This window comes from Vibrio sp. D420a, assembly GCF_030248625.1.
GTDB lineage: Bacteria > Pseudomonadota > Gammaproteobacteria > Enterobacterales > Vibrionaceae > Vibrio > Vibrio fortis_A.
The window spans coordinates 51,562-63,932 of sequence record NZ_JAHGAN010000016.1 but is presented as its reverse complement, the minus strand read 5'-3'; the positions used below and the strand labels follow the sequence as shown (position 1 = coordinate 63,932).

Sequence of the window (12,371 nt, the reverse complement as noted above, 5' to 3'; positions counted from 1 at the left end):
TGGTTGAGTTGGCCACAGGGAGAGTAAGATGGGATACACGCACGCAAGTCACATAGACGCTTTGAATCAGAACATTGCTGAGCTTTCTGACAACATCAATGTGTCATTTGAGTTTTTTCCGCCAAGCAATGAGAAGATGGAAGAGACACTGTGGAACTCTGTACACCGTCTGAAAACACTACAACCTAATTTTGTATCAGTGACTTACGGTGCTAACTCTGGTGAGCGTGACCGTACCCACTCAATCATCAAAGAGATTAAAGACCAGACGGGCCTTGTTGCAGCGCCACACCTAACGTGTATTGATGCAAGCCGTGAAGAGTTGATTCAGATCGCTGACGATTACTGGGCGAATGGTATTCAAAGTATCGTTGCACTGCGTGGTGATATTCCTCCAGGTGGTGGTGCGCCAGAAATGTATGCCTCAGACCTTGTTAAACTGCTTAAAGCTCGTCATGACTTCGATATCTCAGTTGCGGCTTTCCCTGAAGTTCACCCTGAAGCGAAGAGCGCACAAGCCGATCTACTTAACCTAAAACGTAAAGTTGATGCGGGTGCTAACCGTGCGATTACTCAGTTCTTTTTTGATGTAGAGAGCTACCTGCGTTTCCGTGACCGCTGTGTGGCTGCAGGCATCGATGTAGAGATCGTTCCGGGCATTCTACCTGTATCTAACTTTAAGCAAGCTTCTCGCTTTGCGGCGATGAACAATGTGAAAGTACCGGGTTGGATGGCGAAGCAATTTGAAGGCTTAGACGATGACCCAACAACCCGTCAACTAGTAGGTGCGAGCCAAGCGATTGATATGGTTAGAACGCTAAGCCGTGAAGGTGTGAAGGATTTCCACTTCTATACGCTGAACCGTGCTGAGATGACTTACGCACTTTGCCACACTCTAGGTGTGCGCCCTCAGGTTGCAGCACTGTAAGCTTCAACTCTATACAGCAGATACAAAAAAGGCTTGAATACTCAGTATTCAAGCCTTTTGCTTATCTAGTCTCTGGTGAAATCACCAGTGTCAAACTTACGCTAGCGTTTCAAGCTCTAGTAGAACTTCTTCTGCCCACATGATCCAAGCTTCACGGATCAGTAGGTTACGACGCAGTGTTAGTCGTTCTAGACGTGCTTGCTTATCTAGTGTTGACGGCGTTGCGTAGTAAGCTGCTTCAATCTCTTTGTAGTGAGAAACCAGCTTGCGTGATTCTTCAACTAGTTCAGAAAGTTGTACTTGGTATGCAGCAGATGGTTGAACGGCACAAGCCATCAATTTTGCTGAGAATTCATCACGTACAGTTGGGTGAGCAGTTGGCTGTTCAAACCACTCGCCTAGTGCGCGACGGCCAGCGTCTGTGATTGAGTAAACTTTACGGTCAGGTTTGCCTTCTTGAGGTTCTAGTACGCAAGTTACCTGTTCATTTTGAGCCATTTTGTTGAGCTCGCGGTAAACTTGTTGGTGGCTAGCTTTCCAGAAGTATCCAATGCTTGCTGAGAATTCTTTAGTGATATCGTAACCAGTAGCATCGCGTGTACTTAAAACGGTTAGAATTACGTGTGGTAATGACATGTCTTCAATCCAAATGGTCAATAAACAGTAAACAAAAACTTAAACATCAAGTGTGCTTCTTGCGGCACGATATATTGGGTTATGTCTAAGTTGCACCAACACTCTTTGTTGTTGGTTGTGTCACCTTATAAAGCCGTTTATCACCTAGTCGGACTAGCTTGCCTAGTCCAATGCTACGAAATATTTTGATTGGAGTGTTCTCGCAGCGGAGCAGTAGTATATCTAAATAATAAGCATAAAGTAGAATACATGGACAAAATAACCCAAAAAACTGATAAAAGACTCAATAGTGTTTTCTGGGTAAAATAAAAAGGTCGCCATGGGCGACCTTTTGTTCTTTATTTAGAATATTATTCTGCTTAACCAGTGTTGCGCATGCCTGCTGCAATGCCTGCAATCGTCACCATAAGCGCTTCTTCTAGTTCTGCTGGTGGCGTTTCACTCTGACGAGTGCGGTATAGCAGCTCAGCTTGAAGCATATTCAACGGCTCAACGTAGATGTTACGTAGGCGGATAGACTCTTGTCCCCAAGGGTCGCTCTGCATTAGGTTTTCATTGTTCTCTACATTTAGCACCGCTTTGATGTCTTTTTGCAGTTGTTCGCGAAGCTTCTCACCTAGTGGCAATAGTTCTTCGTCTACCAAACGCTGGTCGTAGTACTTAGCGATCTCCATATTACACTTCGAGTAAACCATCTCAAGCATACCTAAGCGAGTCGAGAAGAATGGCCACTCGCGACACATCTCTTCAAGTAGCGCTTGATGGCCTTGATCAACCGAGTATTGAATCGCTTCACCAGCACCTAACCATGCAGGTAGTACTAGACGGTTTTGGCTCCAAGAGAAGATCCAAGGGATAGCACGCAGGCTTTCTACGCCACCATTTGGATTACGCTTAGCTGGACGAGAGCCTAGAGGCAGTTTGCCAAGCTCTAGTTCAGGGGTTGCCTGACGAAAGTAAGGAACGAATTTTTCTTCGCCACGAACTACGTTGCGGTAAGCTTCACAAGAAACCTGTGATAGTACTTCCATCAGATCGCGCCACTCTTGCTTCGGCTCTGGTGGTGGAAGTAGGTTCGCTTCTAGGATTGCACTTGCGTATAGGTTAAAGCTGTTCACTGCGACATCTGGTAAGCCAAGCTTAAAGCGAATCATCTCGCCTTGCTCAGTTACACGTAGACCGCCTTTCAAACTCTTTGGTGGCTGAGAAAGTAGTGCTGCGTGTGCAGGAGCGCCACCACGACCTACGGTACCGCCACGGCCGTGGAATAGAGTCAGCTCAATGCCTTCCTCTTCACACGCTTTTACAAGCTTATCCATTGCATCGTATTGCGCCCAACCTGCAGACATTACGCCAGCATCTTTTGCGGAGTCAGAGTAGCCGATCATGACCATTTGGTGGTTCTGGATAAAGCCACGGTAAAGGTCGATGCTCATTAGCTGCTTCATTACCGCTTCAGAGTTGTTCAAGTCGTCTAGCGTTTCGAACAATGGACATACGTCCATGCGGTACGGGCAGCCTGATTCTTGAAGTAGCAAGTGAACCGCAAGTACGTCTGACGCTGTGCGAGCCATTGAGATAACGTAAGCACCAAAGGCTTCACGAGGTTGTGCAGCAATTACCTTACAGGTGTCTAAAACCTCTTTAACTGGCTCAGATGGCTCCCAATCGCGTGGAAGTAGTGGACGCTTAGAGCTTAGCTCGTTGGTTAGGAAGGCAATCTTGTCTTGCTCGCTCCACTGATCGTAGTCACCGATACCTAGGTAGCGAGTTAGCTCAGAAAGAACGTCTGAGTGACGTGTGCTCTCTTGGCGGATATCAAGACGAACTAGGTGTACGCCAAAGGCTTTGATACGGCGCAGTGTATCCAACAGTGAGCCGTCTGCGATGACGCCCATGCCACACTCATGTAGCGATTGGTAACATGCGTAAAGCGGTGTCCACAATTGGTTGATATTCTGTAGTGTGGTCTTCTTCGGTACTTCTGCATCGTGCAGTTTCGCGTCAAGTACCTCAAGCGTATCAGTAAGCAGCGTACGTAAGCTCTTAAGGATAGCGCGGTAGGCTTCGTGCTCGTCACCAGCCAGTTCGCGTACAGTGTCGTTGCACTTCGTCATCGACAGTTCAGTGATCAGCTCGTTGATGTCACCTAGGTAAAGATCAGCGGCTTTCCAGCGAGATAGGCGCAGTACTTCTTTAGTGATTGAGTGCGTAACAAACGGGTTGCCATCGCGGTCACCACCCATCCAAGATGAGAAGTGAACTGGGCGAGCATCGATAGGTAGGCCTTCATCAAGGAAACCTTTTAGGCGGCCATCCATTTCACGTAGGAATTCTGGTACGGCTTCCCAAAGTGAGTTTTCTACGACTGCAAAGCCCCATTTCGCTTCATCAAGCGGAGTTGGGCGCTGTTGGCGAATCACGTCTGAGTGCCAGCCTTGAGCGATCAGTTGCTCTAGACGACGTTCAGTTTTCACGCGCTCTTTGTTTGATAGGTCGCTCAGCTCAAGCTTTGATAGACACTCGTTGATCTTAACGAGCTTGTTGATCATGGTGCGACGAGTGATTTCAGTTGGGTGAGCGGTCAGTACTAACTCGATATTCAGGTCGCGAACGGCTTGAGCAGCATCGAGTTTGCTGATGTCATTTTGGTTTAGCTTAGAGAACAGAGATTGAAGTACGTCTGGTTCACAAACGTGCTCTTCACAGTGGCGAGAAATGGTGTGGTATTGTTCCGCCATGTTGGTGAGGTTTAGAAATTGGTTGAAAGCACGAGCGACAGGGGTGAGTTGCTCGTTCGGTAAATTTTTGATCTCTTCAACTAGGCTGTCGCGGTCAGCTTGGTTGCCTGCTCGAGCTGACTTGGAAAGTTTACGGATAGTTTCCACTTTCTCTAGGATTACGTCGCCATGCGCGTCTTGAATAGTGTTACCTAGCAAGCGTCCTAGCATGCTCACGTTACTCTTGAGAGCGGCGTATTTCTCGTTCATTGTCATCCTGCCTCGTAAAAAAATTACATCCATTGTTCCTTGTTAGGTACACAATCTAGCGAAAACTGCTGTATCTAGTCAAATAAAGCATCCTAAGTTTGCAATTATTGGTTATATAAATGGCGAAGCGATAAATTTTCTTTTCTGAGAGAACGAAGGTGAAATTTAATTACAAATTCACGATGATGATATCAAAACAGCACAAAAGCGACCTTTCGAGGTCGCTTTTGTTCGATAGTGCGAGCGATATTGAGTTATCGCGCAATAGCTAGAAACAATATTTATAGATCGACTTACTCAAAATATTGATGGTCGGATCGATGAAATCAAAGCTCAAGAATTCATCTGGCTGGTGCGCTTGATCAATAGAACCCGGCCCTAGCACCAGTGTTGGACATAGCTGTTGTAAGAAAGGCGCTTCAGTACAGTAGTTCACGGTTTGTGACTCGGTTTCACATACCGACTCCATGCCACCAATAAATGGATGATCATGTTGACACTCATAACCCGGAATCGGCTCGTGTAGCGGAGTGATCTCAATTCTTCCCGGCCATTTAGCCTCTACTTCTTTAAGCGCATTGCGCAGCATGTTGTCCAAACCATCCAAACTAATGCCCGGAAGAGGACGCACATCGTAGTGCAGTTCACAACAGCCACAAATGCGGTTGGCACTGTCGCCACCGTGGATGTGACCAAGATTGAGTGTCGGGCTAGGAATCGCGAATCCTGGGTGATGATACTCTTTGATGAGTTTGTCGCGCAGCTGCATCAGAGCAAACAACACTTCATGCATGATCTCAATGGCGTTCACGCCGAGCGCTGGGTCAGAAGAGTGGCCAGATTTACCCGTTACTCGCACTGCATTCGCTACATGGCCTTTATGACCACGAATCGGCACTAAGCTAGTCGGCTCACCGATGATGCAGTAATCCGGCTTAAAAGGGGCATTATCGGTGAAGTGACGAGCACCGAGCATAGTGGTCTCTTCGTCACAAGTCGCCAGTACATATAGAGGCTTGGTTTGCTTACTCCAGTCAATCTTCTTTACCGCCTCATAAATAAACGCGAAGAAGCCTTTCATATCTGCTGTGCCCAATCCGTAGAAGCGATTGTTGTGTTCTGTCAGTGCATGAGGGTTGAAATTCCAACGCCCTTCATCAAACGGAACCGTGTCGCTGTGGCCCGCAAGTAGTAAGCCACCTTCGCCAGAGCCCATCTTTGCCACCATATTATGCTTGCCGGGCTCGACCTCCACGACTTCAACACTAAAGCCTAAGTCTTTAAACCATTGAGCCATCTTCTCGATGACCTTCTCGTTACCGTGATCCCAACTTGGATCGGTTGAGCTGATCGAATCGGTGGAAATTAGGCCCTGGTAGACCTCAAGAAAACTGGGTAATTGCATAATATCTTCACTTCTACTATTGACAGAAAAACCATAAGGCGGTAAAACACATATTAAATCATATTTAGTGAATAAAAAATCAAATAAAACCAAAAATTAAGTATGATTAGTCAAATTTGAACTGTAACTTACCTCAAGAATGGATGTGTGAGAATGTTGAAAACCACGATCATTGGCGCAAGCGGCTACACAGGAGCAGAACTGGCTCTGATGGTAAACAGACACCCTGAGTTAACGCTATCAGGTTTGTTTGTCTCCGCCAACAGTGTAGATGCGGGTAAACCGATTTCTAGCCTGCACGGAAAATTGGCAGGTCTAATCGATATGCCAGTCGAGCCATTAGTCGACCCAGTTAGTGTAGCTAAAGAGGCGGATGTGGTTTTCCTAGCGACGGCACACGAGGTTAGTCATGACCTTGCGCCGATTTTTCTAGAGAACGGTTGCCAAGTTTTCGACTTATCAGGCGCGTTCAGAGTTAAGGGTGAAAACTTCTATCAAGATTTTTACGGCTTTGAGCATCAGCATGAGCAGTGGCTAGATAGCGCTGCCTATGGACTGGCTGAGTGGAATGAAGCTGAAATTAAAGAAGCACAATTGGTTGCTGTCGCAGGTTGTTACCCAACAGCTTCTCAACTGGCAATTAAGCCTTTGGTAGAAAGCAACCTGCTAGATAAGAACCAATGGCCTGTGATTAACGCAACCAGTGGTGTAAGTGGCGCAGGTCGCAAGGCAAGCATGGTCAATAGCTTCTGTGAAGTGAGCTTGCAGCCTTACGGTGTATTCAATCACCGTCACCAACCTGAAATTGCAGCGCACTTGGGTTGCGATGTTATTTTTACGCCGCACCTAGGAAACTTTAAGCGTGGCATTTTAGCTACCATCACCATGAAGTTGGCAGATGGCGTGACTGAAGAGCAAGTACAGCAAGCGTTTGATACTGCTTACCAAGATAAGCCGGCAGTGAGATTGCTCGAAGAAACACTGCCAAGAATTCAAGACGTTGAACATACTCCTTTCTGTGATTTGGGATGGAAGGTTCAGGGTCAACACATCATCGTTGTTTCTGCGATTGATAACTTATTGAAGGGTGCATCTAGCCAAGCGATGCAGTGTTTAAATTTACGGTATGGCTTTGCGCCATTAACTGCGCTAGTGTAAGGAATTCTCTAATGAGCCAAAATAATCAACCATTAATCATAAAGTTAGGTGGCGCTGCACTGTCTTGTAGCGAAACGTTGAGCAAGCTTTTCGGGGCAATTTCACAATACAAACAGCAAGCGCAACGACCTATCGTCATCGTTCATGGCGGTGGCTACCTGGTTGATGAGCTGATGGGCAAGCTCAATCTAGAGACCGTAAAAAAGCAGGGCCTACGTGTGACGCCTTATGATCAGATTCCTGTGATTGCAGGCGCACTAGCAGGAACAGCAAATAAGCTTCTTCAAGGCCAAGCGATCAAAGATGGTCTCAATGCTGTAGGTCTAAGCCTTGCCGATGGCGGCCTATGTCAGGTAAGCGAGTTAGATCCTGAATTGGGTGCAGTAGGTAAAGCAGCGCCGGGTAATTCTCAGGTTCTGCAAGCCATCCTTGATACGGGCGCACTGCCAATCATCAGCTCGATCGGTCTGACAGACCAAGGGCAACTAATGAACGTCAATGCAGACCAAGCTGCTGTTGCTGTCGCAGGGGCATTGGATGCAGAGCTGGTACTGTTATCAGATGTGAGCGGCGTTCTTGATGGAAAAGGTCACCTTATTCCGAGCCTAAGCCAACAACAAGCGGATGAGCTGATTGAAGGCAAAGTCATCACCGACGGCATGATCGTTAAAGTACAAGCGGCACTTGAAGCAGCCAATGACCTTGGCCGTCCGATTGAAGTCGCGACCTGGCGCTACCCAGACAAGCTAGCACAACTATTTTCAGGTGAGAGCATCGGTACTCAGTTTTTACCTCAGTAACATGTTTTTATCTCAGTAGCTTCTGAACTCAGAAAGTGAAGTTAAAGAATTAATTAAGTCGAATGGATAAACCCCGAGGAGCTGACCGCCAAAGTGCAGGCCCGGGAATTTAGGAGAAACTCAAATGAGCAAGGTTAAAGTTAATAAAGTTGTTGTAGCCTATTCTGGCGGTCTAGATACTTCGGTAATCATTCCGTGGTTAAAAGAGAACTACGACTGTGAGGTTGTGGCGTTCGTGGCCGATGTTGGTCAAGGCGCAGAAGAGCTAGAAGGCATTGAAGAGAAAGCGAAAGCGTCTGGTGCGTCTGAGTGTTACATCGCAGACCTAAAAGAAGAGATGGTTGCAGACTACATCTTCCCAACGCTAAAAACCGGTGCTTACTACGAAGGTAAATACCTTCTAGGTACGTCGATGGCTCGTCCAATTATTGCTAAAGCGCAGGTTGAAGTTGCACGTAAAGTGGGTGCAGACGCACTATGTCACGGCTGTACGGGTAAAGGTAACGACCAAGTTCGTTTCGAAGGCGCATTTGCTGCACTAGCACCAGATCTACACGTAATTGCACCATGGCGTGAGTGGGATCTTGTGAGCCGTGAAGAGTGTCTAGACTACCTAGCAGAGCGTAACATCCCTTGTACTGCTTCTCTAACTAAGATCTACTCGCGTGACGCGAACGCTTGGCACATCTCTACAGAGGGTGGTGTACTAGAAGATACATGGAATGCACCAAACGAAGATTGCTGGGCGTGGACAGTAGATCCAGAGCAAGCACCAAACGAATCTGAAACAGTAACGTTGAAAGTTGAAAAGGGTGAAGTGGTTGCAGTAGACGGCGAAGCAATGACGCCATACAACGCACTGGTTTACCTAAATGAAAAAGGCGCGAAGCACGGTGTTGGTCGTATCGATATCGTAGAGAACCGTCTTGTAGGTATGAAGTCTCGTGGTTGTTACGAAACTCCAGGGGGCACGATCATCATGGAAGCACTGCGTGCGGTTGAGCAACTTGTGCTAGACAAAGCAGCATTCGAATTCCGTGAAGAGCTAGGTGTTAAGGCTTCTCACCTTGTATACGATGGTCGTTGGTTCACTCCGCTATGCAAGTCAATCCTAGCGGCAACAGAAGAGCTAGCACAAGATGTGAATGGTGAAGTGGTTGTTAAGCTATACAAAGGTCACGCAACTGTGACTCAGAAGCGTTCTGACAACAGCCTATACTCAGAAGAGTTTGCAACCTTTGGTGAAGATGAAGTTTACGACCAAAGCCATGCAGAGGGCTTCATCCGCCTTTACTCTCTATCAAGCCGTATCCGTGCTCTAAACAGCCAAAAGTAACGAATACAGTTACTTAAGATACTAGAAGTTGTTCAAAGCCCACTCGCTATTGGTTTAGCGAGTGGGCTTTTTGTTGGGTGGTTGAGCATCGGTTTTTACGTTTGGATGGCATATAATCGCATCAGTATGGTGATGAAAATCGTTTTTATCAGCTACTGGTGAATAAATATGTAAAAATAATGAATTTATACTTTATTTTTAATCTGATTTGCCGTAAGTTTAAACCATTAGAAAAAGACTGAATTTCTATCAGACTTATTATTTGCAAAACACAGTGAGCACTGGGCAATTAGGAGATACGCAATGGCATTATGGGGCGGGAGATTTACCCAAGCAGCAGATACACGGTTTAAAGATTTTAACGATTCACTTCGTTTTGACTACCGCTTGGCTGAGCAAGACATTGTGGGCTCTATTGCCTGGTCAAAAGCTCTACTGTCGGTCAACGTTCTAACTGCAGAAGAACAGCAAAAGCTTGAGCTTGCGCTGAATGAGCTGAAGTTAGAGGTGATGGAAGATCCTGAGCAAATCCTACGTTCAGACGCAGAAGATATTCACAGTTGGGTTGAACAACAGCTGATCGGTAAGGTTGGTGATCTTGGTAAGAAGCTACACACTGGCCGTTCTCGTAACGACCAAGTGGCGACAGACCTGAAACTTTGGTGTCGTCAGCAAGGCCAACAACTGTTGATTGCGCTGGATCGCCTTCAAAGCCAAATGGTGAATGTGGCGGCTCAACATCAAGGAACCGTGCTACCGGGATATACCCACCTTCAACGTGCACAACCTGTCACCTTCGCTCACTGGTGTCTGGCATATGTTGAGATGTTCGAACGTGATTACTCGCGTTTGAATGATGCAATTAAGCGTCTTGATACTTGTCCTCTGGGTTCTGGTGCTCTTGCGGGTACAGCATACCCAATGGACCGTGAAGCGCTGGCGCATAACTTAGGTTTCCGTCGTGCAACGCGTAACTCTCTAGATTCAGTATCTGACCGTGATCATGTGATGGAGCTGATGTCGATTGCTTCTATCTCTATGCTTCATCTGTCGCGTCTTGCTGAAGATATGATTTTCTACAACTCTGGTGAATCAAACTTCATCGAGTTAGCGGATACAGTGACATCTGGTTCATCTCTGATGCCACAGAAGAAAAACCCAGATGCGCTTGAGCTTATCCGTGGTAAAACTGGCCGTGTATACGGTTCACTTGCTGGCATGATGATGACAGTGAAAGCTCTACCTTTGGCTTACAACAAAGATATGCAGGAAGATAAAGAGGGTCTATTTGATGCTCTAGATACTTGGAATGACTGTATGGAGATGGCGGCGCTTTGTTTTGACGGCATCAAAGTCAACGGCGAGCGTACACTAGAAGCTGCGAAGCAAGGTTACGCAAACTCGACAGAGCTGGCTGATTACCTTGTAGCGAAGGGTATTCCTTTCCGTGAAGCGCACCATATTGTCGGCGTAACTGTTGTCGCGGCGATTGCTAAAGGTTGTGCTCTGGAAGAGCTGTCTATCGCAGAAATGAAAGAGTTCTCTGAGGTGATTGAAGAGGATGTGTATGACATCCTGACGATTGAATCGTGTCTTGAGAAGCGTAGTGCTCTAGGTGGCGTATCACCAAAACAGGTGGCTTTTGCTGTCGACCAAGCCGAGAAGCGTCTCGCGCAGCGTGATACCTCTATTGTTAAGGTGCGTCCTGCGCGCTTGACTGATGTTGAAGCGCTGGAAGGTATGGTTGCTTACTGGGCGAATATGGGTGAGAACCTACCACGTTCACGCAATGAACTCGTTCGTGATATTGGCTCATTTGCGGTAGCTGAGCATCATGGTGAAGTGACAGGTTGTGCATCGCTCTACGTTTATGACTCCGGTCTAGCTGAGATTCGATCTTTGGGTGTCGAGGCGGGTTGGCAAGGTCAAGGACAAGGCTCTGCGATTGTTCAACACCTTGTAGAGAAAGCGCGCCAAATGGCAATCAAGAAAGTCTTTGTTCTGACACGTACTCCAGAGTTCTTTATGAAGCATGACTTCTTGCCAACATCGAAGTCGCTACTGCCTGAGAAAGTACTTAAAGATTGTGACCAGTGTCCTCGTCAGCATGCTTGTGATGAAGTTGCACTGGAAGTAAATCTAGTCGAACAAGTGATTGCTAAGACAAACGTTGCATAACGTGTTGATTTTAAAGTTCTTAGAAAAAAGATAAAAAAAGATCGTTTTTCTGGGAACAAATTAAGGGAAGCACGGTCTATTAAAGTACCACTGCTTTTTCTTAGAATTTTCTAAGAAAGCCCTGAAACCGATTGGCTTCAGGGCTTTTTTTATGCCTGCGATTTGCTCCGCGCTATTTTCTAATTGTTGATTTATTGAGACTAGTATCGACCTTGTTTATCTTGTCGACGATCTTTTTCGCTTGCTTCTTCTTGGTAAGATCAACCACTTCATGATCCAATGGATCATAAGCAAGCCACTAAAGGCGCTGGCGGCCATCAAAAGAGCGATAGCATTAATGCTCTTGGGTTGGTCTGAGAAAAACAGCCACCAAGTTCCCCAACTGAGAATCGACAGTATTGTTAGCTGGTTCATGCAACGTTGACATCGTCCGAGCTTATCGCGGATTTTTTCGCTTTTATTGCAATGCTTACATGTCATCTTGGGTTGAATTCGCGTTATCCTAATGGTCTTTGATAATAACACGTCACCCTATGGTTAATCACGGTGACACCGAGAGAGAAAGTGATGATTGAACGTCAAGAAACCAAACAACGTATGAGCCGTATCGTAAAGCACAACGGTACGATTTACCTATGTGGCCAAGTGTGTGCTGATGCAACTCAAGGTATTACAGAGCAAACTCAAACTATGTTAGACAAGGTTGAGACTCTGCTTGAGCAAGCGGGCAGTGACAAAGAGCACATGCTGTCAGCAACGATCTACCTAAAAACAATGGACGACTTCCAAGAGATGAACGCAGTATGGGACGCATGGGTTCCAGAAGGTCACGCACCAGCTCGCGCTTGTGTAACGGCTGATATGGCTCGTGAAGCGCTATTGGTTGAGATCTCTGTGATTGCTGCAGAGAAGAACAGCAGCTGCTGTTAATCTTTCGAAT

10 protein-coding genes are annotated in these 12,371 nt (G+C 46.6%); 6 read left to right on the top strand and 4 right to left on the bottom strand.

From position 1 onward, the window contains the following. Window positions 1-28: 28 nt before the first annotated feature. On the top strand, window positions 29-928 hold the full coding sequence (gene metF, locus KI743_RS11910; RefSeq protein ID WP_285466551.1) for a methylenetetrahydrofolate reductase: 900 nt from the start codon (window positions 29-31) through the stop codon (window positions 926-928). A 96-nt stretch (window positions 929-1,024) separates the two neighbouring features. Here metF and KI743_RS11905 read toward each other — a convergent pair whose 3' ends face one another. From KI743_RS11905 to argE, 3 genes are all read right to left on the bottom strand, one after another. Further along, the gene (locus KI743_RS11905) at window positions 1,025-1,564 is read right to left on the bottom strand and encodes a PadR family transcriptional regulator (RefSeq protein WP_032549984.1); all 540 of its coding nucleotides are present in this window, start codon (window positions 1,562-1,564) and stop codon (window positions 1,025-1,027) included. A 359-nt stretch (window positions 1,565-1,923) separates the two neighbouring features. After that, entirely contained in the window at window positions 1,924-4,560 is a 2,637-nt protein-coding gene (gene ppc, locus KI743_RS11900; RefSeq protein WP_285466550.1) for a phosphoenolpyruvate carboxylase, read from the bottom strand. Between the two features lie 262 nt (window positions 4,561-4,822). Then, a complete protein-coding gene (argE, locus tag KI743_RS11895) occupies window positions 4,823-5,959 on the bottom strand; it encodes an acetylornithine deacetylase (protein ID WP_032549985.1) in 1,137 nt (378 codons plus the stop codon). A 153-nt stretch (window positions 5,960-6,112) separates the two neighbouring features. Here argE and argC point away from each other — a divergent pair, with 153 nt between their 5' ends. From argC to argH, 4 genes are all read left to right on the top strand, one after another. Further along, entirely contained in the window at window positions 6,113-7,117 is a 1,005-nt protein-coding gene (gene argC, locus KI743_RS11890) for an N-acetyl-gamma-glutamyl-phosphate reductase (RefSeq protein WP_285466548.1), read from the top strand. Window positions 7,118-7,128: 11 nt separating this feature from the next. Then, window positions 7,129-7,917: an acetylglutamate kinase gene (argB, locus tag KI743_RS11885; RefSeq protein ID WP_032549987.1), complete on the top strand. Its 789-nt coding sequence runs from the start codon at window positions 7,129-7,131 to the stop codon at window positions 7,915-7,917. Window positions 7,918-8,041: 124 nt separating this feature from the next. After that, window positions 8,042-9,253 carry an argininosuccinate synthase gene (locus KI743_RS11880; RefSeq protein ID WP_032549988.1) on the top strand — a complete coding sequence of 404 codons (1,212 nt, stop codon included), beginning with the start codon at window positions 8,042-8,044 and terminating at the stop codon, window positions 9,251-9,253. 303 nt (window positions 9,254-9,556) lie between these two features. After that, window positions 9,557-11,431, top strand: a complete 1,875-nt coding sequence (argH, locus tag KI743_RS11875; protein WP_032549990.1) for an argininosuccinate lyase — start codon at window positions 9,557-9,559, stop codon at window positions 11,429-11,431. Window positions 11,432-11,647: 216 nt separating this feature from the next. Here argH and KI743_RS11870 read toward each other — a convergent pair whose 3' ends face one another. Next, a complete protein-coding gene (locus KI743_RS11870) occupies window positions 11,648-11,911 on the bottom strand; it encodes a DUF3624 domain-containing protein (protein ID WP_084181824.1) in 264 nt (87 codons plus the stop codon). An 87-nt stretch (window positions 11,912-11,998) separates the two neighbouring features. Between KI743_RS11870 and KI743_RS11865 the strand changes: the two genes are divergently transcribed. Further along, window positions 11,999-12,361 carry a RidA family protein gene (locus KI743_RS11865; protein WP_285466545.1) on the top strand — a complete coding sequence of 121 codons (363 nt, stop codon included), beginning with the start codon at window positions 11,999-12,001 and terminating at the stop codon, window positions 12,359-12,361. The last annotated feature ends 10 nt before the right edge of the window (window positions 12,362-12,371 follow it).